Source organism: Streptococcus sp. 2741 (assembly GCF_013276315.1).
Lineage (GTDB): Bacteria > Bacillota > Bacilli > Lactobacillales > Streptococcaceae > Streptococcus > Streptococcus pseudopneumoniae.
The window spans coordinates 1-25,527 of sequence record NZ_VMKU01000024.1; the positions used below are offsets into that span (position 1 = coordinate 1).

The 25,527-nt window shown below is 40.3% G+C and carries 19 protein-coding genes and 1 pseudogene; 1 reads left to right on the forward strand and 19 read right to left on the reverse strand.

Translation table 11 applies throughout. The features are described 5' to 3' along the window. From HT671_RS03390 to gyrA, 17 genes and pseudogenes are all read right to left on the reverse strand, one after another. A partial coding sequence (locus HT671_RS03390; RefSeq protein ID WP_172923035.1) for a DUF1542 domain-containing protein occupies positions 1-2,421 on the reverse strand: 2,421 nt, incomplete at its 3' end. Positions 2,422-3,151: 730 nt separating this feature from the next. Continuing rightward, entirely contained in the window at positions 3,152-4,063 is a 912-nt protein-coding gene (locus HT671_RS03395) for an Rpn family recombination-promoting nuclease/putative transposase (protein ID WP_172923036.1), read from the reverse strand. A 332-nt stretch (positions 4,064-4,395) separates the two neighbouring features. Next, positions 4,396-6,219, reverse strand: a complete 1,824-nt coding sequence (gene lepA, locus HT671_RS03400) for a translation elongation factor 4 (RefSeq protein ID WP_001047210.1) — start codon at positions 6,217-6,219, stop codon at positions 4,396-4,398. Between the two features lie 78 nt (positions 6,220-6,297). Further along, entirely contained in the window at positions 6,298-7,026 is a 729-nt protein-coding gene (locus tag HT671_RS03405) for a metallophosphoesterase family protein (RefSeq protein ID WP_172923037.1), read from the reverse strand. A gap of 1 nt (position 7,027) precedes the next feature. Further along, positions 7,028-8,695 carry a DNA repair protein RecN gene (gene recN, locus HT671_RS03410; RefSeq protein WP_172923038.1) on the reverse strand — a complete coding sequence of 556 codons (1,668 nt, stop codon included), beginning with the start codon at positions 8,693-8,695 and terminating at the stop codon, positions 7,028-7,030. A gap of 6 nt (positions 8,696-8,701) precedes the next feature. Next, positions 8,702-9,133 carry an arginine repressor gene (locus tag HT671_RS03415; RefSeq protein WP_001034403.1) on the reverse strand — a complete coding sequence of 144 codons (432 nt, stop codon included), beginning with the start codon at positions 9,131-9,133 and terminating at the stop codon, positions 8,702-8,704. After that, on the reverse strand, positions 9,126-9,941 hold the full coding sequence (locus tag HT671_RS03420) for a TlyA family RNA methyltransferase (RefSeq protein WP_172923039.1): 816 nt from the start codon (positions 9,939-9,941) through the stop codon (positions 9,126-9,128). The genes HT671_RS03415 and HT671_RS03420 overlap by 8 nt, the downstream gene beginning before the upstream one ends. After that, positions 9,934-10,809: a polyprenyl synthetase family protein gene (locus HT671_RS03425; protein WP_050975896.1), complete on the reverse strand. Its 876-nt coding sequence runs from the start codon at positions 10,807-10,809 to the stop codon at positions 9,934-9,936. Before HT671_RS03425 ends, HT671_RS03420 begins: the two co-directional genes overlap by 8 nt. After that, positions 10,806-11,018, reverse strand: a complete 213-nt coding sequence (locus HT671_RS03430) for an exodeoxyribonuclease VII small subunit (protein ID WP_000043226.1) — start codon at positions 11,016-11,018, stop codon at positions 10,806-10,808. Before HT671_RS03430 ends, HT671_RS03425 begins: the two co-directional genes overlap by 4 nt. After that, complete coding sequence (gene xseA / locus HT671_RS03435; protein ID WP_172923040.1) at positions 10,996-12,336, reverse strand: exodeoxyribonuclease VII large subunit; 1,341 nt, start codon at positions 12,334-12,336, stop codon at positions 10,996-10,998. The genes HT671_RS03430 and xseA overlap by 23 nt, the downstream gene beginning before the upstream one ends. A 127-nt stretch (positions 12,337-12,463) precedes the next feature. Next, entirely contained in the window at positions 12,464-13,102 is a 639-nt protein-coding gene (gene udk, locus HT671_RS03440) for a uridine kinase (RefSeq protein WP_001181364.1), read from the reverse strand. 107 nt (positions 13,103-13,209) lie between these two features. Then, positions 13,210-13,512 (reverse strand): bacteriocin immunity protein, encoded by a 303-nt coding sequence (locus HT671_RS03445; RefSeq protein ID WP_000983427.1) that lies wholly within the window; start codon positions 13,510-13,512, stop codon positions 13,210-13,212. 366 nt (positions 13,513-13,878) lie between these two features. Beyond that, the gene (gene truB, locus HT671_RS03455; protein WP_050108172.1) at positions 13,879-14,757 is read right to left on the reverse strand and encodes a tRNA pseudouridine(55) synthase TruB; all 879 of its coding nucleotides are present in this window, start codon (positions 14,755-14,757) and stop codon (positions 13,879-13,881) included. A 9-nt stretch (positions 14,758-14,766) separates the two neighbouring features. Next, a complete protein-coding gene (locus tag HT671_RS03460) occupies positions 14,767-16,041 on the reverse strand; it encodes a DUF2130 domain-containing protein (protein WP_079252944.1) in 1,275 nt (424 codons plus the stop codon). Positions 16,042-16,136: 95 nt separating this feature from the next. Further along, positions 16,137-16,418, reverse strand: a pseudogene (locus HT671_RS03465) (PLP-dependent transferase); the annotation flags it as partial. A gap of 159 nt (positions 16,419-16,577) precedes the next feature. Next, positions 16,578-17,321: a sortase SrtA gene (srtA, locus tag HT671_RS03470; RefSeq protein ID WP_050146515.1), complete on the reverse strand. Its 744-nt coding sequence runs from the start codon at positions 17,319-17,321 to the stop codon at positions 16,578-16,580. Further along, positions 17,321-19,789, reverse strand: coding sequence for a DNA gyrase subunit A (gene gyrA / locus HT671_RS03475; protein WP_172923041.1), 2,469 nt, complete (start codon positions 19,787-19,789; stop codon positions 17,321-17,323). The genes srtA and gyrA overlap by 1 nt, the downstream gene beginning before the upstream one ends. A 193-nt stretch (positions 19,790-19,982) precedes the next feature. Here gyrA and HT671_RS03480 point away from each other — a divergent pair, with 193 nt between their 5' ends. Continuing rightward, positions 19,983-20,951 (forward strand): L-lactate dehydrogenase, encoded by a 969-nt coding sequence (locus tag HT671_RS03480; protein WP_000204723.1) that lies wholly within the window; start codon positions 19,983-19,985, stop codon positions 20,949-20,951. A 259-nt stretch (positions 20,952-21,210) separates the two neighbouring features. Here the strand turns inward: HT671_RS03480 and HT671_RS03485 are convergent, their stop codons facing one another. Then, positions 21,211-24,468: a DEAD/DEAH box helicase family protein gene (locus HT671_RS03485; RefSeq protein ID WP_172923042.1), complete on the reverse strand. Its 3,258-nt coding sequence runs from the start codon at positions 24,466-24,468 to the stop codon at positions 21,211-21,213. Between the two features lie 22 nt (positions 24,469-24,490). Next, a complete protein-coding gene (locus tag HT671_RS03490; RefSeq protein WP_000658132.1) occupies positions 24,491-25,441 on the reverse strand; it encodes an Abi family protein in 951 nt (316 codons plus the stop codon). Positions 25,442-25,527: the final 86 nt, after the last annotated feature.

The following is a 25,527-nucleotide window of genomic DNA, read 5'->3' on the forward strand; positions in this document are numbered from 1 at the left end:
ATCATTATCATCTATCTCAGCCATTTTCCTTGCTGCAGCGTCTGCTATGGCATTTACTGCATTCTCTGTTCCTATTGGATTCACATCGCCTATAGCTTTAGTTCCCTCAGTTTCCTTTTCGGTAACCTCAGCTTGAGAGTTGGCATTCGTGATGGCTTCCTTAGCTTTGTCCGCTGCCGCTTGGGCTTGTTTCTTAGCCGCCTCTTTTTCTGCTGGACTTAGCTTGCTATTGTTGTCAATCTCTGCTTCTTTTTCTTTAAGCTTATCTTCTATTGCTTTCTTGGCTTTGTCTTTAGCCACTGGTTTAACTGCAGTTACTTCAGAGATTGCATCTGCTTGGGCTTTATCAACGCCACCTTGATCTTTAGCTTCCTTAGCTTTCCTAATAGCTTCGCCTGCTTTTCTGACAGCTTCCACTACTTCTTCTGTAGCTATACTCTTTTCGTCTTCTGATAATTCATCATTATCATCTATCTCAGCCATTTTCCTTGCTGCAGCGTCTGCTATGGCATTTACTGCATTCTCTGTTCCTATTGGATTCACATCGCCTATAGCTTTAGTTCCCTCAGTTTCCTTTTCGGTAACCTCAGCTTGAGAGTTGGCATTCATAATAGCTTGCTTAGCGTCCTCTGCTGCTTTCTTCGCTGCTTCCTTAGCTTTGTCTTTTTCGGACGGACTTAACTTGTCATTTTTGTCAATCTCTGCTGCTTTTTCTTTAAGTTTAGCATCTACTGCTTCCTTGGCTTTGTCTTTTATTTGCGATTTTTCGTTCAACTGTTTCTGTTTTTCTAGTGCCTCTTCCACTACTATTTTATACTCACTAGTACTAACTCCAGAATCAATCTTCTCCTTAATTTTTTTCAAATTTCCGTCATAAGCAGCCTTGGTTTCAGGAGTAGACCATTTTGTATCTTCTTCTTTTTGTTTTATTAAGTTATCATAAATTTTTTGAGATAAATCCTTGGCTTCTTTACTAGTATACTGAGTAACCTTAAATCCTGCTCCGGTAATTGGCAAAGCATAATGTTCCCAAGGTATTTGGTATCCCATACCTAGACGTTGATTATCAGCTGAACTAATCGTAACTGTATAATCAGTATAATCTGCAGGTATATCAATTAGTTTACTCTTAAATGTTCCAGGAGTACCATTTGGTCTATTTTCATTTTTTTCTAACTCAGTATTATAATTAGATGTTTCCATATTTGAACGTTGACTACTAAAATATTGTTTAACAGTACCGTCTTTTGCTTTTGTTACTGTCATTTGCTCATTTGTTAAGCTGTTAGAAGGATCAAACTCAACTGTATAAAGTGCCATTTTTGTACCATTTTTTATAGCTGTCAGTTCAACTTTATACTTTGCTTTCTTCCCATCAATATCTCCAGTATATCCTGTTTTAAATTCAATAGTTACTTTGGATCCTACCTTTGGTGTATAAACTTTAAATGTTTTTTCTATCCCAGAAAAGGATTTCAAACCTTTAGAAATCCCAGAACCTTCACCAGTAGATATATAATTACTTTTATCAAATGTTTCTTCATTCTTATTTTTTGCAGTTCTTACCTTAGATAAAAGGAGTGCGTAATAATTGCTACGATCAAACACAGACTCTCTAACCCACGTCCAATTATGGGTAGTATCTGTTCCAGACGAATGTACCGTATTCACAGTCTCAATAGGAAAGACCCCTCCAGATGTCTTTCTTGCAACACCGAATTTTCCGCCATTGACTGCCTTCCAACCACCAAATTCACTCAATTCACTCACTTTACCTTGATTTATATTTTTGGTAGCACCAACCTCGTCTATTTTAGCAAGTTTTTTCTCATTCTCTACTGTTTCAGGCAAAGCTTTTAATTTAGTCGCCAAATCGTCTACACTTGCACCATCTTCTGGAGCTTCATAAGTCTGATTTGCATCTGGGTCTTCATCGGCTGCAGCCACTGTTGGGGCAGAGTCTGCAGCACGTCTTTTACGTACTTTTGGCTTGCTGCTTGCTTCTTCTGATCTTGTACCTTCACCTTCAGATTTTGGAGAGCTAGAGTCCCCACTCACAGAGTCTTCATCCGATTGAGTCTTTGTTGTAGTTTCGCTTCTTTCAGATGAGTTGGCTTCTTCCTCTTTGGTCTCTGGATGACTCTCTTGCTTGCCTTCATCCCCTGCTTCAGTATTGGTTGCAGATCCTTGTTCCTTTGCAGCAGGAGCAGCGTAGGTTGGCTGCTGTTCCTCTGTTTCCGAATCCTTATCAGCTGCCACCTCCTCATTTGACTGTACGGCCTGCGCTTCCGCAGCAGATACCGCTCCACTTCCCATAAAGAGATACAGCGCCGCCACGGCTACCGAGGCCGCTCCAAAACTAACCTTCCGAATCGAAAAACGTAATTGTTTTTCTCTATCGTCCTTCTCACTATAAAACATATTAGATGTTCCCCTTTTTAGTTTAAATTTTTTCAAGTGTAATTACTGAGTCCATAACTGTAACACAATGCAAAGGTTTGCCTTGTGAATCAAAAATTCACTCAATCATTCAACCTGATATGACTAAACTATTATACCTTAAATTACTTTAAAAAGATAATCATTTGACTTCTTTATCTCACTTAGTATCAAGAAAAAGACAGCCTATCCATATATATATATATATATATGGACAGGCTCTACAAAGCTATTCTATCAAGCTTCCTGACGATTCTGTCTTGAGAAACATATACAAATCAAGGTTTTATTACAATTTGATAACATTTTAGTTACGGTTTGTTTCGAAGTGTTTCCCCCTGATGTTAAGCACATCAAAAGCTAATTGATAAAAACAAATCCTAGCATTGTATGATTAAAAAGCCGCTCTTCTGTAGTAGCCACGCCATACTCTCTTTTTTATCATTTATGGATAAAACTAAATCATAGGCCAGTTTATAGATTCTAACCCCTTGCTTAGGGATTCTTATAGATTAGATTATTAGCTAGCCAGCTCCAGTTTTTCTAAGATCACTACTTCTCTTAGGCTTACTTGATTTACAAATGACCTAACTAGCTAACTCCGAAATCACTATATTTTATCGAACCCTATCTAGGAGATAGAGAGTTACAAAAAACTCCAACCAGGGCTTACGAACCTCGTCTTTGCTGGTTTCTCTGTATTTTTTAGGGCTTATTTGTATTTTTTCAATAGCTCCTCAAACTCAGCGACGGTTATGCCCAACTGCTGGCTAGCAACCTCAGAAGTCAGAAGACCTTGGCGGACTAGATTTACTAAACCTACTTTTAATCCCTGTTCAAGCCCCTCTGCACGACCTCTCTCCAACCCTTTTTCTTCAGCTTGTTCCAAGGCATAGTCCTGTGCTAATAAGGCTTGTTCTTCTCGCATACGTAGTTGACTAAACATCTCCCTGTCCTCCTCAGACCAGCTCTTGTAATCTAGCAGTTGGTCTGCTTGGCTGATGGCTCGCTCGGGCTGCTGGGTAAAGGGTTTATTCCCGAAAAACTCCAACCATGGCTTGCGAACCTCGTCTTTGCTGGTTTCTCTGTATTTTTTTAGTTCCAAGAATGCCATCTTAACCAGATGGTTTTCCTGTCCATTGTTTGTAATTGTTAAAACCTCACCTGTCCTATCCTCTCGCATGCTAAAACTATGAAAAGCCAAGTCATCTGAGAAGTAGTTACTATCCACAATTGCGATAGCGTATACTGGTGAGATGTGTTTATAACTCTGATGAGTATCACCTTCTCGTTGACGAATTTTTTCAAGATTTTGATTGACCTGACTGCAAAGGTAAGCCCACAGGCGATTGATGAAAAAATTCTGATGATGGACTTGAATCTCAATGATTACTTGAGTACCATTATCTAGTTCAGCTAAAACATCTATACTGGTATAGAAATCCTGTGCCGAGTAGGGCAGGGAAGGCAAGACGTGAATGTTACTTCCCTCCAAAATGGTCACATTTTTTGCTGGTAAATCCAGCATATCGCGAATAAATTGACAAGTGATTTCCGGATTGCTAAAAATCTTCTTAGCAACCAAATCATTGGTCGGGCTAATGCCCGGATGACGTACAGTCATATTGCTTCTCCTTTCATTATAGCACATTTTTTAATCTAGATTTGATTATTCTATTTATTTATTCGAAAAAGAGAGGAAAATACAGTCAAGATATGGTCACAAATTTAAAATTTTATAGTGAAATGAAATAAGAACAGGGCAAATCTATCAGGACAGTCAAATCTATTTCTAACAATGTTTTAAAAGTAGAGGTGTACTATTCTAGTTTCAATCTACTATACCATTATTTTCTCCGATTTCTTGATAGTTTATAAAAAAGCAGACCATCTAAGCCTGCTTTACGATTGATTCTTATATAAATTCCTATTAACAAGAAAAACAATTCTGATAACTTATTCTTCATCCATACTCAAGACGCTAAGAAAGGCTTCTTGTGGAACTTCTACTGATCCGATAGCTTTCATACGTTTCTTACCAGCTTTTTGTTTTTCAAGGAGTTTGCGTTTACGAGAAACGTCACCACCATAACATTTAGCAAGTACGTTTTTACGAAGGGCCTTGATATCAGTACGAGCGACAATCTTGTGTCCAATAGCCGCTTGGATTGGAACTTCAAATTGTTGGCGAGGGATGATTTTCTTGAGTTTATCAACGATGAGTTTCCCACGTTCGTAGGCAAAGTCCTTGTGAACGATAAAGCTGAGGGCATCCACCTTGTCTCCGTTGAGAAGGATATCCATTTTCACTAGCTTAGATGGGCGATATTCTGACAATTCGTAGTCAAAACTTGCATAACCACGTGTCGAAGACTTAAGTTTATCAAAGAAGTCGAAGACGATTTCAGCCAGTGGAATTTGATAGATGACATTGACACGGTTATCATCAATATAGTCCATCGTCACAAAGTCACCACGCTTGCGCTGAGCTAATTCCATGACTGCTCCGACGAACTCCTGTGGTACCATGATTTGCGCCTTAACATATGGCTCCTCAATGGTCGCAATCTTAGTTGGATCTGGGAATTCAGACGGGTTGGACACATCCATAGACTCACCGTCGGTCAAATTAACCTTATAGATAACAGATGGAGCTGTCATGATGAGGTCGATGTTGAACTCACGTTCCAAACGTTCTTGGATAACATCCATATGGAGAAGGCCAAGAAATCCACAACGGAAACCAAATCCAAGTGCCTGAGATGTTTCTGGTTCAAACTGAAGACTAGCATCATTCAGTTGCAATTTTTCAAGGGCTTCACGCAGGTCATTGTACTTGTTTGACTCGATAGGATAGAGACCCGCAAAGACCATAGGATTCATCTGCTTGTAGCCATGTAATGGCTCTGTTGCAGGATTGGTTGCCAAGGTAACGGTATCCCCCACACGAGTATCCTGAACCGTCTTGATAGAAGCCGCAATATAACCAACATCACCAGTCGCAAGAAAATCACGACCAACTGCTTTGGGTGTAAAGATACCGACTTCGGTCACATCAAAGGTCTTGCCATTGCTCATGAGCTGAATCTTATCGCCAGGTTTGACCACCCCATCCATGACACGCACTTGAAGAATAACTCCACGGTAAGCATCGTAAACAGAGTCGAAAATCAAGGCTTTTAGTGGTGCCGTCACATCACCCGTTGGTGCTGGCACTTTTTCTACGATTTGCTCAAGAATTTCTTCAATCCCAATACCAGCCTTGGCAGATGCTAAGACTGCTTCACTGGCATCCAAACCAATGACATCTTCAATCTCCGTACGCACGCGCTCAGGGTCTGCAGCAGGCAGGTCAATTTTGTTAATAACAGGCATGATTTCCAAATCATTGTCCAAGGCCAGATAAACGTTGGCAAGAGTTTGAGCCTCAATCCCTTGGGCAGCATCAACCACCAAAATCGCCCCCTCACAGGCAGCGAGCGAACGGGAAACTTCATAGGTGAAGTCTACGTGCCCTGGTGTGTCAATCAAGTGAAAAATATAAGTTTCCCCATCTTTTGCAGTGTAATTGAGCTCTATGGCATTCAACTTAATGGTAATCCCACGTTCCCGCTCTAAATCCATACTATCCAAAAGTTGAGCTTGCATTTCACGACTGGAGACTGTCTCAGTTTTTTCCAAAATGCGGTCTGCTAGAGTTGATTTTCCGTGGTCAATATGGGCGATAATAGAGAAGTTACGGATCTTCTCCTGTCGTTTTTTCAATTCTTCTAAGTTCATGATTCTCTTCCTTTCAGGGTATCTATTTATTATAAATTGTTTTTGACATTTTGACAAGACCATCCCCTGCTAGGAGTACTAATCTTCAGCGACAAAGCCGTCATTCTCAATAAAGTGATGTTCTGTCATCCCTTGATCTGTAAAGACAATCCCGTGAAGGACACCACCATAGACAGCTCCTCCATCCATCCCAATCTTGCCATCTTCTGTAGTCCAAAGCTCAGCAGTACCTCGCTCTTGCTTTAACAAACCATAAACTGGTGTATGACCAAAGACAATGATTTTTCCAGTATGATTTTCGGCTTCGTGGAATGGTTTTCTAAGCCATACTTTCTTGTAATCTGTAGTTTCATGCCAGTCGTCCAAGGTCAAATCAATACCTGCGTGAACGAAGATATACTTGTCTGTCTCTACCACAAATGGCATTTGACGAATAAATTTGACCAAGTCTGCCGCTTCAGTAGCAACACGCTTGGCATCCTCCACTCCGTCAACTGGTGCATCCAAGGGACGACCTAGGATAGAGTTAATAGTTGTATCTCCACCATTGCGACGATAATGGTCATAACTTTCTTCTGGGTCATATAGCCAAGTCAAAAACATATACTCGTGGTTTCCGGACAAACAGATAGCCCCTTGATTGTCCACTAAATCCTTGACCATTTCAAGGACACGGCAACTATCTTCACCACGGTCAATCAAATCGCCTAGAAAGAGCAACTGGGTCTGACCATCCCAGGTTTTGAGAAGGTCTTCCAGCATCCCAGCTTTTCCGTGAACATCTCCAATTACATAATAGTCAGTCATCTTATTTCTCTCTGTTTCTCAACAATTCTCTGGCTTGCGTCAGGGCTGCTTCGGTCACATCATCACCTGCCAACATCTTAGCAACTTCCTCCACTCGCTCTTCGACTGTCAAGAGACGAACAGTCGAAACCGTTGAATGGTCATTACTAATCTTCTCAATAAAAAATTGATAATCCGCAATCGCAATTACTTGTGGCAAATGGGAAATAGCTAGAACCTGCCCATGTTGGCCAATCTTGTGAATCTTCTGTGCAATAGCTTGAGCTACACGACCTGAAACTCCTGTGTCCACCTCATCAAAGACTATGCTAGTCTTACCTTCTTTACGTGAAAAGGCAGACTTAATGGCTAGCATGAGACGGGATAATTCCCCACCAGACGCAACCTTGACCAAGGGTTTAAAGTCTTCTCCAGGGTTGGTTGAAATATAAAACTCAACCATTTCATTGCCCTCACGGCTGAATTTGCCCTTGCTAAAACGAACCTGAAACTGGGCTTTTTCCATATAAAGGTCTTGCAGTTCTTGTTTAATCTCAGCTTCGAGCTGCTGAGCCAAGTCATGACGAGCAGAGGCAAGTTGACCTGCCAAATTGACAAGACTGACTTCCAACTTCTTGAGCTCTGCTTCCATGTCCTCAGACGAAAGATTATTACCTGTCAAGAGATTGTATTCTTCCGTAATCTTGGCAAAATAAAGCAAGACATCGTCTACAGTCCCACCATACTTGCGGGTAATAGTATGAAGGAGGTCCAAACGATTCTCAACCTGCATGAGACGATTGCCGTCAAAATCAAGGTCCTCAATAATAGCTTCCAAACGTTTGCTAATGTCTTCTAAGACATAGTAGGTCTCAGACAGTGAGCTTGAAATTTCACGGTATTCAGGGTCGTACTCTTCGACACTTTCCATGTCATTCATAGCTGAACGAACATTGGCCAGACTTGAAAAGTCTTCATTGTCCAACATACTGTAGGCATTGGTCAGTGTATCCGCAATATTTTTATGGTTGAGCAGTTTATCACGCTCTTGATTGAGAGCCAAATCTTCTCCAGCCTGCAAGTTTGCTGCCTCAATCTCTGCCATTTGAAATTCCAACATTTCGATACGTGCCTTGTGTTCCTGTTGGTTTTTCTTGACTTCCAGAACCTGCTTGCGCATTTTTCGATAGGCATCAAAACTTGTTTGATAGGTTTCTTTCAAGCCCCAAAAAGCTACATCGCCAAATTCATCCAACATCTGGATATGCAGTTGGGGACGCATTAACTCCTCTTGGTCATGTTGACCATGTATATCCACCAGATGTTGTCCAATAGCACGCAAAACAGACAGATTAACCATCTGGCCATTGACACGACTAATACTCCGACCATTTTGCAAGATTTCCCGACGGATGATAATTTCATCACCTAATTCTAAACCTTGCTCATCAAAAATTTCCTGTAAAAGACGACTATTCTCAACTGAGAAAAGCCCCTCAATCTCTGCCTTTGGTGCACCATGACGAATAACATCTGTCGTCGCACGAGCTCCCAACATCATATTCATGGCATCAATGATAATCGACTTCCCTGCGCCTGTTTCACCAGTCAGGACTGTCATCCCCTTTTCAAAATGGAGGGAAATAGCCTCAATAATGGCAAAGTTTTTTATCGAAATTTCAAGTAACATATAGACCTACCATTTTTTTACTTGTTCAAAGATTTCCTCAGCTAGACTTTCACTTCTGGCCATGACTAAAATCGAACTATCATCAGCCAAACAGCTGAAAATCTTATCCGCAAAAGTCTCAATTAACTGAGCTTTTACAAAAGCTGTATTTCCTGGAATAACTTGGAGATTGATCATCTTGTCCATCAATTGAGCCGATTCGATATTATATTCAGCTAGTTGCAAACTTTTTACGATTGATTTTGGCAATTCATAGACATAGGTGTTATCTCTCAAAGGAATTTTGACAATGCCTAGCTCTTTGATATCACGTGATACTGTCGCCTGAGTGGCAGTGATGCCTGCCTCTTTCAAATGTTCTACAATTTCTTCTTGTGTACCGATTTGATAATCTGTCACAAATCGTCTAATTTTTTCAAGTCTCTCTTTTTTATTCATTTTTAAATTGACTATGCGCCCTTTCTACTATTTCTTCAATCTCAGCAAGAACCTGATTGCTTGCTGACTCTTCTTTTTTCAAATACGCTAAAAACTCGATATTTCCATGTCCACCTTGGATGGGAGAAAAATCCAATCCAAGGACTGAAAAACCTGCCTCTACTGCCATAGCTGTGACAGATTCAAGGACATGTTGATGAACCTTAGCATCGCGAATAATTCCATTTTTCCCGATCTGCTCTCGACCTGCTTCAAACTGAGGTTTAACCAGAGCCACGACCTGCCCTTGATCTGTCAAGACTCGGTGCAAGGCCGGAAGAATCAGACTAAGGGAAATGAAACTCACATCAATACTGGCAAAGCACGGCTCCTGCTTGAAATCGGTCTTTTCAGCATAGCGGAAATTGAACTGCTCCATGCTGACAACTCGTGGGTCTTGGCGTAGTTTCCAAGACAATTGATTGGTACCAACATCAACTGCAAAGACAAGTTCAGCACCATTTTGCAACATGACATCGGTAAAACCTCCAGTAGAGGCACCGATATCAATCGTTGTAGCTCCTTCCACTGACAAATCAAAGACCTGCAAGGCCTTTTCCAGTTTCAAGCCACCACGGCTGACATACTTGAGTTTCTCCCCCTTGAGTTTTAACTCAGTGTCGTCCGGGATTTTCTCTCCTGGTTTGTCAAACCGTTCTCCATTCAGGACTGCTAGGACTAGACCAGCCATGACACCGCGCTTGGCCTGTTCTCGCGTTTCAAACAAGCCCTGTTTATAAGCTAGTACATCCACTCTTTCCTTAGCCATTGATTCTCAAACTTTCTACTACACTTACAATCGATTCTATCTCAAAGGGAATCTGCTGGGCAATTTCTTCTAATTTTGCATTAGCTTGATCCAAAGTCTGGTTACAAAAGGCAATAGCTTCTTCCAAGCCCAATAAGGCTGGATAGGTTGATTTTTCAGCCTGCAAATCCTTTTGTGGTGTCTTGCCGATTTCCTCAAAACTGGCGGTCACATCCAGTACATCATCTCGAACTTGAAAAGCAAGCCCAATCAATTCACCAACCGTTTTCAGCTTCACCTGCATCTCAGGTGCCAATTCAGCAATAATAGCAGCCGCTTGGAAGGGATAGGCTAGCAGTTTTCCAGTCTTATTAGCATGAATAGTCTGGAGTTCTTCCAAAGACAAATGCTGGTGTTCGCCTTCCATATCCAAAACTTGCCCTGCAACCATTCCCAGACTACCTGAAGCAAAGGATAAGTTAGCAATCAAGTCTACCTTAATCTGACTTGGCAAATCTGCCTGCGCTATCAAGGCATAGGGATCTAGGAATAAAGCATCTCCTGCCAAAATGGCCATAGCTTCACCAAATTTCTTATGATTGGTCAAGCGTCCCCGACGGTAATCATCATCATCCATAGCAGGAAGGTCATCGTGAATCAAACTCCCTGTATGAATCATTTCCAAGGCTGCGGCCACCTGCGCGTGAGCTGGTTTAATAGCCACCTGCAAGGCTTCCAGAACTTCCAACAAGAGAAAAGGTCGAATACGCTTGCCACCAGCATGAATGGAATAGAGAACAGACTCTCGCAAACTAGAGGCAAACTGCTGGCCTCCATAAAAGTCTTCCAAGGCTGACTCGACAAGAGCTAATTTTTCTTGCTTCTTCATTCAAAATCACTTTCTGTTCCGTCTTCTTGCATGACCTTGACCAAGGTCTTTTCAGCCTTGTCCAGCGTCGCTTGGAGCTCTTTTGACAAGACCATCCCCTTTTGAAAGGCAGCGATCGCATCTTCCAGAGCAATTTCACCATTTTCCAAACTTTGGACAATGGTCTCCAGTTCTGCTAGATTTTCCTCAAATTTCTTTTGTTTTGACATCTTTAACCTCTAATTCTACTTGACCATCTCGCATCAAAAGCGTTACTTGGTCTTTTTTCTTCAAACTCTCAACCGAATCAACCACGGAATCTTCTTTTTTGACAATAGCATAACCACGCGCCACGATTCGACTGGTATCCAACATGAGCAAAGCTTCTGAAAGTCGCCTCACTTCAGCAACCCTGGCATCATAAACCAGCGTCATTTGACTACGGAGGAGCTTATCCAACTGGCCTAGACGGTCTTGATAGCGTTGGATTTTGGTAACAGGTGATAATTGAACCAGTTGATGCGTCCTTGCTTGGACGACTTGTTTGTTATCAGAAATCCGTGTACGTAAACTTTGTTTTAAGCGCAGTTGCAGTTGATCCAAGCGTTGCATATAGCCATCATACAAACGTTCTGGTTGTCTAAAGATAACAGACTGACTGCATTTTTTCAAAGCTTCTTGTTTCTTAGATAGGACATTTCGGACTGCCGTTGCCATCCGTTTTTCCTGATTTTGCAAATGAGCTAATAGATCCAACTTGGTCACAGGTGTTGCTAGTTCAGCCGCCGCTGTTGGCGTTGCAGCGCGTCGATCTGCCACAAAATCTGCCAAGGTCACATCCGTCTCATGCCCCACACTAGAGATAACTGGCAAACGAGATTCAAAAATAGCTCGTACCACAATTTCTTCGTTAAAGGCCCAGAGATCCTCTATGGAACCACCTCCACGACCAATAATGAGTAAATCCAAATCGTCCCCTTGATTAGCACGCGCAATATTTCTAGCAATTTCCTCCGCAGAACCTTCACCTTGAACCTTAGTTGGATAGAGTAGAATATCGACACCTGGAAATCGCCTACTGACGGTCGTGATAATATCTCGAATAACGGCTCCACTGCGACTGGTTACCACACCAATTCTCTTAGAAAATTGGGGCAGAGCTTGCTTGAAACGTTCTTGAAACAGGCCTTCTTCTGTCAATTTTTTCTTGAGTTGTTCAAACTGAATCGCAAGCGCCCCAACCCCATCAGGCTCAGCCTTTTCAATGATGATGGAGTAGCTACCACTTGGTTCATAGACCTGCACACGCCCAATCACATTGATTTTCATTCCTTCTTCTAGGTCGAAACCTAATTTCTGATAAACCCCAGACCAGATGGTCGCTTGAATAACTGCATGGTCATCTTTTAGGGAGAAATATTGGTGAGTAGGTCGTTTACGAAAGTTGGAAACTTGACCAGTTAAATAGACCCGTTCCAAGTATGGGTCTTTATCGAATTTCATTTTCAGATACTTGGTCAAAGTTGTTACCGATAAATACTTTTCCATCTCCACCTACTATTCATTTTCTTGCTCTTTCATGGGTATTATTATACCAAAAATATGCCTAAAAATCTCCATTTATGTACCATTATGAGGGAAAAATAGAAAAAGGAGGCAAGGCCTCCAATTCTGTTTATTTGCTATTTCGAGCTTCTTCCAAAATCTTAGCAATCTTGGTCGTCAACAGGTCGATAGCTACTGTATTGCTGACTCCCTCAGGAATGACGATATCAGCATAACGCTTAGTCGGCTCGATAAACTGATGGTACATGGGTTTAACCACACCTAGATACTGGTCAATAACGCTATCAAGGCTACGGCCACGTTCTTCCATATCGCGCTTGATACGACGAATAATGCGCACATCATCATCCGTATCCACAAAAATCTTGATATCCATCAAATCGCGCAGGCGCTTGTCCTCCAAGACCAAAATGCCCTCAACGATAAAGACATCCTGAGGCTCCTGACGATAGGTCTTGCTGCTCCGTGTATGTTCAGTATAGTCATAAGTCGGAATGTCCACCGGACGCCCTGCCAACAATTCCTTCATCTGCTCAATCATCAAGTCTGTATCAAAGGCAAATGGATGGTCATAGTTGGTTTTGATACGCTCTTCAAAGGTCAAATGAGACTGATCCTTGTAGTATGAATCATGCTCAATCATGGAAATCTTTTCATCAAGAAAATGCGATAAAATGGCTCTTGAAACACTGGTTTTACCACCACCAGAACCACCTGTCACTCCAATAATGATTGGTCTATTTTGCATGCTATCCTCCGTTATTTTATCCGTCGTCTATTCTATCACATTTTTTACAAAATTTATAGTCTCATCAGCAAAAAACACCAGAGTCTTCCCTCTGATGTTCGATAGTTTTAACGAAAGCCCTGTAGGGTTTGAGCAAGCATCTGCAAGAAAGCCAGTCTCCCTCTTTCCTGGCTAGGAGCTTTGGCAATCCATAAACCAAAATCAATGACAGACTTAGGTGCCTGGTAATGATGCGTCATGAGGTAAAGCGACAACCCTTGACTCAAATTGGCCATGACCGATTGGTATTTTTCATTTCTGTCTAAATTTTGTATAGCAAGACGAAACAGGTGACTCAACTCACTATTTTCATTTATTTCTTTTTGTTGAAGAAGTTGCTCCACCCTTTCTCGAAACTCATTTTGCATCATGGAATTATCACACCAAATCCTGGTCTAGGTGCCCATGGACCATAATTAATCCAGCCATTGACTACTACACTTCCCGTGTACCCCCAAAACTCTCCATGATTGATACTGCATTTTGCTCGACCTTTAACGTCTACACAATATACTCCTGGGCCTAAGTTCCCACCAGAACCTGTAATGGACTCTAAATATTTATCTGAAAGAATTTTAAATTGCTTCATTTCACACCTCTAAATTTCTATATAGATTATTTGAGTATCTACAACTCGCAACAATTGGAATATTATAATTCCCAACCCCATTCTACTATTAGTATGGGGTTTTATCAAGCAATTGTTATCTATCACCCGATTTTTATTCCTAAAGGATCTAGCTAAAAACCTTCCTTGGCTTATAGAGATTGCCCCGTTTTTCTAGAATGGCTAACAATTTATCATCTTCAAAGGCAGCCAGTTCTTTGTCCGTTTGGTCTAGCTCAATAAAACGACCAAAGCGAACTTCTGTAGCTTCTTCTGGACTTAGGAAAACTTTGACAAGATCACCTGTCCCAATCTCTAAAGGATGGAGAAAATCTAATTGCCCAGCCTCTACTTTTTCAGCAATTTCCTCCAAGGTCAGTGCGTCTTCTAATTGTAAGCCAGCAGCACTAGTACGAGTCAAATGGGACATATGAGCCGCATAACCAAGCTTTTCACCCAAATCAACTGACAAAGTACGGATGTAAGTCCCTTTACTGCATTTTACACGAAAAGTAAAGCGTGCAAGGTGATCATCATAAGAAATCGGACTTGTTCGATCAAATTGATAAATGGTCACCTGACGTTCTGGACGCTCCACTTCCTGACCAGCACGCGCATACTCATAGAGCTTGCGACCATTAACCTTAACTGCCGAGTACATAGGCGGAATCTGACTAATAGGTCCAGTCAAGCTCGCAATCGCTTCATCAACAATGGTTTCATCTAAAGGTGACAAAACAGGCGTCTCTGCGACAACTTCCCCACTAGCATCCTCAGTCGTCGTGGAATAACCCAGAGTAATTTCCCCCTCATAGATCTTACCCTCGTCCTGCATAAACTCGACCATGCGTGTCGCCTTGCCAACCGCAATCGGCAAAACACCCACCACATCCGGATCCAAGGTTCCACCATGACCAATTTTCTTGGTTCCCAAAATCTTACGCAGTTTAAAAACCGCATCATGCGAGGTCATTCCTGCTTCTTTTTTTAAGTTGATAATACCGTTCATTTTTGCTTTCTACTCCCCCTTCAGTGCTTCGAACTTCGCTTTCATGGTTGGATTTTTCCGGGTCAATTTTTTAACAGAGACATCTTCCAATTTGTTGTTAGCTAGACGGAGTTGGTTTTCAGATGTTGTCAGGAATTTCTTAACCTCTTCCATGCGTTTGATGGCCTTATCGATTTCATCAATAGCTTTTCCAAAGTTGGTCGAAGCTGAGTTGTAGTTCTTGGCAAAGGCTAGCTTAAAGGCATCCAAGTCTTCCTCAAAATGTGTAATGTCGATATTTTGCTCGCGAACAAGCGCTAACTCCTGCTTGTATTTTAAAGAATTAAGAGCCGCATTACGTAAGAGCCCAATCAACTGAATAAAGAATTGAGGACGAACCACATACATCTTTTCATACTCGTGACTGACGTCAACAATCCCTGTGTTAAAGTAGTCGTTATCGGTCTCAAGCATGGTCACTAAAACGGCATACTCACAGTTCTTCTCCCGACGGTCCTTGTCTAATTCCTTGTAAAAATCTGCATTCTTGTGCTTCTTCTCCGTTCCGTCAGCTTCATTCTTCATCTCAAACATGATGGAGATAATCTCTACCCCATTTTCATCACACTCACGGAAGATGAAGTCTCCCTTAGACCCACGCGCAGAGACCTTGTTATCCTTCTCAAAGTAGGCATTTGGAAAGGCGAAACTACGGACCTTGTTAAACTCACTCTCTGCATACTGTTCCAGACTTTCCCCGATCGCTTTTGTAGATTGCTGGGCTTTGAAATTCTTATAGAACTCGACCTGTTCACTGGCTGCTTTAAGCTGGGCTTCATAGTTTTGCTTAACAGAAGCCAAAGACAACTCATTTTCCTTTTCTTGCAGTAGGAGCTGATTTTTGACCTGATCACGTTCTTTTTCTAGGTCAGAAAGGGTCTTTTGCAGTTGATTTTCATGCTCTAAACGCAAGGTAGCCAATTGGTTTTCCAAAGCCTGTACTTCCTTATCCTTAGCCAAGAGGGCCTGATGGCTTGTCTCTTCAACTTCTTTCTTGGCCAATTCTTTTTCTGTATCAAAGTTTTGGATCTGACTCTGTAATTGCGCGATTTCTTGGTCTTTTTGAGCCAGTTTAGTCTGTTGCTCATTCATAGCCTTTTGCTCAGCCAAGGCCAGTTCCTGCTTCATGCGATCGTGCAATTCCTTATCAAACTCTGCCGTTCTCACTTGGGACAGAAGTTCGGCATACTGACTTTCATTTACTGTAAAGACTTCCCCACAGTTGGGACATTTGATTTCGTTCATAGCGTTCCTCTTTCTAGACTTCTGTATCCATTATATCATGCCTAAAGGAAAATCAAAAACAGTGAGTCGAAACCCACTGTTTATCTTCTTTTACTTTAAATTTTTTCCAAGGCCAAGCGCAAGTCCTCAATCAAATCATCTACATTTTCAAGACCAATTGACAAACGAAGTTGGTTTGGTGTGACACCTGCTGCTTCTAGGTCTTTTTCTGACAATTGACCGTAAGTGGTTGTTGCTGGATGGACAACAAGCGATTTAGCATCTGCCACGTTTGCAAGATCAGAAAAGATTTCTAAATGATCAATGACCTTGCGGGCTTCTGCCTCCCCACCTTTGACATGGAAGGTAAAGATGGAGCCGACACCTTTTGGCAAGTATAGTAGATTGAAACTAGAATAGTACACATATACTTCTAAAACATTGTTAGAAATCGATTTGACTGTCCTGATCGATTCGTCCTATTCTTATTTCATTTTACTATATTTTTATGAAAATCTTAAAAAAATCAGTGAAATTCTGGATTTCACTGATTTGTATTAATAAAATTGTTTATATGGTTGATTGAAAGCTGTTAGGATTTCATCAGATGTTTGTGAATAATCTTTTGTTTCTTTCAAATCACCTTTGACAATAATACGTTCTGTAGCAGCAAGGTCTTCACAGGTTACTAATGTGATTTCATTGACCCCATCTCTATCATCAACTTCATCAACACGATCCGGTGTCACACGTTTGACTTCACGTATTTCATAAGTATAAACTTTATTTTTATCGGTTAGATAAATCTTCATGCCATTTTTAGCATTATCTAAAGGAGAAAATAACATTTTATTAGCATTATCAACACCAAAGATATGGTGACTAGCTAGACTATAATTTCCTTCCCCCATTACTTGCTCGCGTTTCATTGTACCAGCTCCGTAGAAGAGATTAACATTATCAAGTCCTTTAAAAATCGGCAAATTCATTTCCAATTCAGGAATTGCAATTCCCCCAATAACTGGTAATTTTTGAGCATCCCATTGAGAAGTTAGAACAGCTTCCGAAGAGATAGCTTTGACAGAATCAAAGTCAAAATTGCCTTCTGTATCCTGATTTTCTTCTAATTTTTCTTTTGATACCTGGCTAACTTGATACTTATTGGTATTCCAGACTATGAAAATATTTCGAATTTGCGCATTAAAAATCAAAGCCAGTGACAGTAATATCAGAAATCCTGCTAGGATATTTGTCAGCAGATTTTTTCGCTTGTTTTTCTTTTTATTATTTTTATGAGACATTATTCTTCACCTTCTGTTTCATTTTCTGTCCCAACTTCTTCTTTTTCTGCCACCGCAACCGTTGTGAAAGTCACTATCTGAGCATCTTGATCCAGGCGCATTACTTTAACTCCCATAGTTGCGCGTCCTGTTTGTGAAATATTGGCAAGATTGGTTCGAATCATGACACCTGTATCAGTGATAATCATCAAATCCTCATCCCCTTGAACAGTCATAAGACCGGCCAGCAAGCCATTTTTTTCGGTAATTTTAGCTGTCTGCATTCCCTTACCACCACGACCTTTTGTTGGGTATTCAGTAGCGACTGTACGCTTACCATATCCTTTTTCTGTGATAATAAGAACCTCATCTTGATCAGTAATCAAGCTGGCACCAACAACTGTGTCTCCTTCACGAAGGTTAACACCTTTCACACCAGTGGCGATACGACTCATACCACGAACGGCTGATTGATTAAAGCGAACTACATAACCAAACTTGGTACCAATGATAATATCCATATCTCCTTCCGCCAACAAGACATTGATTAACTCATCTTCATCCTTTAAATTCAGCGCTTTGAGACCATTTTGACGAATATTGGCAAATTCCTTAACACTGGTTCTCTTCACAATACCGTGACGGGTTGTAAAGAAGAGATAAGCATCATCACTGCGATCAGACTCAACATTGATAACCGTCTGAATATTTTCGTCTTCATCCAATTTCAAGAGATTGACTACTGGTAGCCCTTTGGCAGTCCGACCATACTCAGGAATTTCATAACCTTTCAAACGATAAACTCGTCCTTTATTTGTGAAGAAGAGCAGATGATCATGGGTGCTAGTTGACACTAACTCACGAACAAAGTCATCATCTTTCACTCCTGTTCCTTGGACACCACGACCCCCACGTTTTTGAGCAGTAAATTCAGCTTGGTCCAGACGTTTAATGTATCCTTTGTTAGAAAGGGTAATTAAGACATCCGATTCTTCAATCAAGTCCTCATCCTCGAGACTCAAGACCTGTCCAACCATCAACTCTGTACGGCGTTTATCGGAAAATTTACGTTTAACTTCATCCAATTCGTCTTTGATGATTTGAGAAACACGTTCAGGCTTAGCAAGAATATCCGCTAAGTCCGCAATCAGAGCCAAGAGGTCATCATACTCAGATTGAATCTTATCGCGTTCCAAACCTGTCAAACGACGAAGACGCATGTCTAGGATGGCCTGACTTTGACGTTCAGAAAGCTTAAACTTACTCATCAACTCAGCTTGTGCTTCCGCATCCGTTTCACTAGCACGAATGATACGAATCACTTCGTCGATATGGTCTAGCGCAATCAAGAGACCTTCTAAGATATGAGCGCGCGCTTCCGCTTTTTCCTTATCAAAACGTGTACGACGAACAACTACTTCTTTTTGGTGCTCGATATAAGCATCCAAAATCTGACGAAGAGACAAAATTTTCGGTATACCATTTTGGATAGCCAGCATATTGAAACCAAAGTTGGTTTGCATCTGGGTCATCTTGAAAAGATTATTGAGGATAACATTGGCTGACGCATCACGCTTGACTTCAATAACAAATCGAACACCCTCACGGTTTGACTCATCACGTACTGCTGTAATCCCCTCAATGCGTTTTTCCTGAACCAAGCGAACAATATGCTCATGCACCTTGGTTTTGTTGACCATATAAGGAAATTCTGTTACAACAATGCGCTCACGGCCAGTCTTAGTTTCTTCGATTTCGGTACGAGAACGTAGGACAATCGAACCTTTACCCGTTTCATAAGCCTTATGGATACCTGATTTCCCCATGACAAGAGCACCAGTTGGAAAATCTGGTCCAGGCAAGACTTCCATCAAGTCCTTGGTAGTCACTTCAGGATTATCCATGACCAACTTCACTGCATCAATGGTTTCACCTAGATTATGAGGTGGAATATTGGTTGCCATCCCAACCGCAATACCAGTTGCTCCATTAACCAAAAGGTTTGGAAAACGCGCTGGCAAGACCAAGGGTTCCCGTTCGTTGGCATCATAGTTATCAACGAAATCAACTGTATTTTTGTTGATATCACGAAGCATTTCCAGAGCAATCTTGCTCATACGTGCCTCGGTATAACGTTGAGCGGCAGCACTATCTCCATCCATGGAACCAAAATTCCCATGACCATCTACAAGCATGTAACGGTAGCTCCACCATTGAGCCATACGGACCATGGCTTCATAGATAGAGGAATCCCCGTGTGGGTGGTATTTACCCATGACATCCCCTGTAATACGAGCAGATTTTTTATGGGGTTTGTCTGGAGTAACACCCAATTCATTCATTCCGTAGAGAATGCGACGGTGAACAGGTTTTAAGCCATCTCGAACATCAGGAAGAGCTCGCGCTACGATAACACTCATGGCGTAGTCGATAAAGCTTGCCTTCATCTCCTTTGTCAGATTGACATTCACTAAATTTTTATCCTGCATTAATAAATGCCTCATTTCACAATTAGTAAGTAACAACATTATACCATAAATTCCCATCTATTTCAGCCTCTAAACCACTAAAACGTTTACATAGAGAACTATACGGCATATTCGTGACAAAGTTTTTTAAAAGTGATAGAATGAAGTTGTCTAGGGAAAATCCCCTAATAAAATTAAGGAGATGTTTAGAACAATGACTTCAACTAAACAACACAAAAAAGTTATCCTTGTCGGTGATGGTGCTGTAGGTTCATCTTACGCTTTTGCACTTGTTAACCAAGGAATTGCACAAGAGCTTGGAATTATCGAAATTCCACAATTGCATGAAAAAGCTGTTGGTGATGCGCTTGACCTTAGTCACGCCCTTGCCTTCACTTCACCTAAAAAAATCTATGCAGCTCAATACTCTGACTGTGCAGACGCTGACCTTGTTGTGATCACTGCAGGTGCGCCTCAAAAACCAGGTGAAACTCGTCTTGACCTTGTAGGTAAAAACCTTGCTATCAACAAATCAATCGTAACTCAAGTTGTTGAATCAGGTTTCAAAGGTATCTTCCTTGTTGCTGCTAACCCAGTTGACGTTTTGACTTACTCAACTTGGAAATTCTCTGGTTTCCCTAAAGAACGCGTCATCGGTTCAGGTACTTCACTTGACTCAGCTCGTTTCCGTCAAGCCCTTGCTGAAAAAATCGGTGTTGACGCTCGTTCAGTTCACGCCTATATCATGGGTGAACACGGTGACTCTGAGTTTGCCGTTTGGTCACATGCTAACGTTGCCGGTGTAAAATTGGAACAATGGTTGCAAGCTAACCGTGACTTGAATGAAGCTGACCTTGTAGAACTCTTCATTTCTGTTCGCGACGCTGCATACTCAATCATTAACAAGAAAGGTGCTACATACTACGGTATCGCTGTAGCCCTCGCTCGTATCACTAAAGCAATCCTTGACGATGAAAACGCAGTACTTCCACTTTCCGTATTCCAAGAAGGTCAATACGGAATTGAGAACGTCTTTATCGGTCAACCAGCTATCGTTGGAGCACACGGTATCGTTCGTCCAGTAAACATTCCATTGAACGATGCAGAAACTCAAAAAATGCAAGCATCTGCTAAAGAATTGCAAGCTATTATTGACGAAGCATGGAAAAATCCAGAATTCTAAGAAGCTTCTAAAAATTAATTTAACTATAGACAACTCCTTGAATCATCAGGGAGTTGTTTTTTTCCTGTATCATATGAAATAGTACCCCGTTACTCTAAAACGTTGTTATAAAATGCTTTAAATTCCTAATTGATTTGTTCATATCTTATTTCAATCCATTATACATCTTCCCACAATAAAACGCATAATACCAAGGATTGTCAATACCTTATCTTATGCGTTTTTTCTGATTTCAAAGAATTTTGACTCAGCCTTCTTTTTAATTATTTTCAAAATAGGAATCAACCAACTCCTGAATTCTTCCTTCTTTAGCTGCTGGAATAGTATCTTCTAAAACAAAATTCTTCCTACTGATATCTTTAGAAAGATTTCCAAAGATAAAATTAGTGGAAATGTTATAGATAATTTCTGAAGGGGCAAATCCATAAACTTGATTTTCTAGGATATGTTTTAATCGCTCTTCAGGATTTTGAAAGGCTTCTTGCATACCTACGCTATTATATAGTCGCTTAACCAATTCTGCAATATAGAGGCCTGACTTCATGTACAAATCAATAAAAGTCTTAGATGGATCATCAAAAATCCCTGGATTTTCCTTTTCCAAATCATCCACCATCCTTTTCACCACTCGTTTAGGAGTGAAAATTTGGTTGGTCTTCTGCGGTGGAATATAGTCAAAAATGTCTTCTTTTTGATCTTTAAAATAATCCGCCAACTCCTCTTTCTTACGAAGAAATTCTTGGATAGCTTCGTCAAATGTTGCTCGATCAAAGAGATGTCCTGCAAAATCTTGTCCACCATCTCTCAAATAACGAAATTGGTCAATCGTAATAGCAGTCACTTCAAAGAAAACATGCTCAGGAACAAAGGTATCAAAATTATCAAGTGTTAGAGATTGATTGCCATAGGCCATGATGAAACTTGGAATTGTTCGTGCAAATCCTCGAAGATGGTCACGAATCTCATCTTGAGCTGATTGTTTTAACTGTTCAACACGTTTTATCTCAACCTGTTCGATAAACTTCTCAGGCATTTTTTCCACTTCTTTTTTGAGTGTTTGCTCTAGTTTTTCTTTGTGAATGAGATTATTTTCTTCTAAACGTTTATCAAAATCTTCTTGAATCTTATCCTTTTGCTCCTTATCAACCGCTTCCTTGATTTGTTGCTGCAATTCTTGCTTGATATGAGCTTCAGAAATTTTTCTTTCGATATCATTTTTTCGAATTTCATTCTCAAATATTGCTGTAATTTGTTTCTTGATGTGGTCTGCTTCTCGAGTTTTAAGGTCATCATATCCAACTTTCAATTCCTCTACAATCACTGAAGAAACTGTCTTGCTCAAGTCATTGACTAGTTGCTTTTGAGTTTTATCCTCGTCCTTAGTGACCAGTTCAACAACAGACTGACCGAGTCCATAGACTTTTTCTCCAAAAAGTCGCATTTGTTGATTAACTACGATTTCATGGTCAACTACTGCATTTCCCTCATCATCGACTGTAACATCTGAAAAGTCTAATAAATCAGAACTATCTTGTACCTTCCCTTCCTTTTCAACTGGCAGCTCATTTAAAATATCTAAAACTGTTTGACTTGCTTGGAAAATACCACTAATATTATCAAATAAGAGATTGGACATAAAACCTCGTTTAAGGACTTCTCTAGCTTTTATCTGACGAGGGATGGTTAGAACTGCCTTGGCATCAATTTCAACCATCTTACCAGCACGGTCTTCGGCAATAACTGGAAAGAAGTTTAATAATTCTCTAATATTTTCTTCACGAGTTGTCGAAGTCCCGCCGCCTCCTGCAGTCGCAAGCGATAAGTTGTTGGCAAACTCATCAAAGAGAATCAAGGTTCTTTCCGGCGCAAAGTCAAATACATAGGCTTTTTCTTTGCGGAAATGATTTCCTTTGCTATCGGTCCATGAATATGGGTTCTGAGCACGAAATGCAGCCTGCATATAAAGAGCAGGTGATTTCAAATTTGATAACATCAATACACCTGTCCATTCAGGGATAGTGACCCCTGTCGTCAACTGACCAACGGAGAGGGTAATGGTTTTGTCATTCTCTGCTATCGCTTTTCTAACCAAGTCCAAGGATTTGAGTTTGACTTTATCGTCTTCTTCGGACATACGTCCGTCACCAGCAGCTAGAACGATCTCATAGTTTTCATAGATGGGGTGTTCTTCTAGTAGTGCTTTTAAAGCCTTAGCTGAGGCTACACGCTCCAACAGCCAAAAAGTATGCTTGAGTTCGTTCCGAAGTTCTTTGGTTGAAAATGGATACTTTTCATTGCTTGACAGAGTATCTAACCAATTTTTGACATCTTGCTCATGGATAAATTTACCTTTATCATCTGTAGCGAAAAATTCACTCAAGTCAAAAGCATAGTCAATATTTTCACCATCAAGTTGAGCGCCTTTCTCTAGCTCTTCACCAATCATCTGAGACATTTGATAGGTAAAGAGATTTAACTGAGGTAAGGTTTCATATGGATTTTCCTCTTCTTTCTCAGGCGACCAAATAGTTTTGGCTGCCTGCTCATCAGCATAAGACCAGTTATAGATTTGCTCCTCGGTAAACTCTCCCTTTGCCAATGCTTTAAATGGAGTTCCAGAAAGGTGTAAGGTAAAGTTTCGACGGATCTTATTAAAGGCTTGGTCAGTCTTGAAGGTATCAACTCCTTCATGAGCCTCGTCAATAACCAACAAATCCCAATGCAGATCAGTCACCCATTTGAGTTTATCGTGCTCTCCACCTAAATAAACAGAACCTTTCAAGTCTTGGAGACTGATAAAAGCAAGTTGTCTTACATCGTCATCTAAAATACCAACAAATTCTTTACGTGACAAAGTTGGACGACTCTTAAGGCTATCTGATTCAGAAACAAACTTGTAAGTCGTCTGACCTGCTATGAATGTTTCAAAATCATCATACCATGAGTTAGCAATGGCAGGGCGGTTTGTTACAATTAGGACATTGACAGCTTCCATCCGTCGAGCTAGGTCATAGGTAGACAAGGTTTTACCAAAGCGTGGCTTGGCATTCCAGAGAAACTTGCCTCCAGCATGTTCTTGGAAATAAGCTAATGTCTTAGCAACTGATTCTTCTTGCTCTTGTCGCAGAGTATAGTCCTGTCCTTTTCCAGGTTGATAACCAGACAAATCATGCTGAACAAATTTATCGAATAGATTTTTAGATTTTTCAGGAGTTCCATTAAAATAGAACCATTCCGTCTTAGGACGACGTTCTACATCATGGAAAGACAAGAAATGGTGGAAATCATGATCCTTGAAAGTTTTCCCCTTATCAGGCTCTTCTGTATAAGCTGCATCACCAGTCCATAATATGTCTGTATCTATATGAGCTGTATGCGTTTGCTCCTTGATACGTTGTGTGACATCACGTTCTGTGTAACCAATCTTAATCCAGCCTTCATTGCTGGTTACCGTAGGTGTAGTGTAGGCATAGATTTTAGGATGAATTTCTTTAGCGGTTTTTATTTCTACTGGCATAAGTATTCCTTTTTTTAAAAAACTAAGATAATTTTTCTAACTCTGTTAAATCGATTCCCATCGTGTTTAAAATGTCATCAAACACTACAGTTTTAAATTCATCAGCATACTGATTGAATAGATTCATTAAAGCTTTATATAATCTTTGAAAATCTTTCTTATCAAGTACAATTTTTAAAAATAGAATAACCACTATAAAACGTTTATTATCATATCTCCTTATCCCAAAATGATTTGCTATTTGAGATATTCTGACATTTCTTAAATTAACATTATACAGTCGTTCATCATGTGCACAGATATTTCTAACTAGGTTAGCCACTTTCAAACATGCACTTAAATCTGCACTAGATAGTCTAAATGTATTGTCTTTATTTTGTATTCTATATTTATCTGTATAAAATTTTGCAATGATATTCTTTGTACTATCCGTTAAAATATTGTAAAAATTAGCAATGTTTCCCATTGTAAGAAAATTAACTAAAACCCAAAGTGGTACTTCCCCATGTTCCTCAATGTAATGTTTAATAGCGCCAGTTCTATCTACCTTATCATGAATCGTCTTGGTTAAGATAGAGATTTGTTGAAGAACTTTTTTAGGATCATTGTCTACAAAATTTGCAATATCTAAATAAGCATTCTTACGAGGGTGTTTTTTAGAGAACTCATATGCAACTGTGGTCTTTATTGAATTTTCGAATATCAATAAATATTTCAATAATAATATCCTTAGTTCTCTATCAAATAAAAACAAAGCCTTTAGTTCGTTAAAGTGAGTTCCTTTTTGATAAATTTCAGGTTCAACAGGGCGATTATTGCTGTCCTTTACTAAAAATAAATCTTTATAACCGTTTATAACATTGTAATAGTTTTCTTGCTCTAAAAATCTCTTTGGCTTCCCATTCGTTGGTACTACAACACCCCTATTTCTTAAGATTGTTAACTGTTGATTAAATGTTTTATGTTCCTTCAAACTTATCTCCTATAAAATAAAAAGGGTCAGGGCATCGTATGCTTCCTGACCTAATCCTATGTGTCTATTATAGATCATTGAGCGCT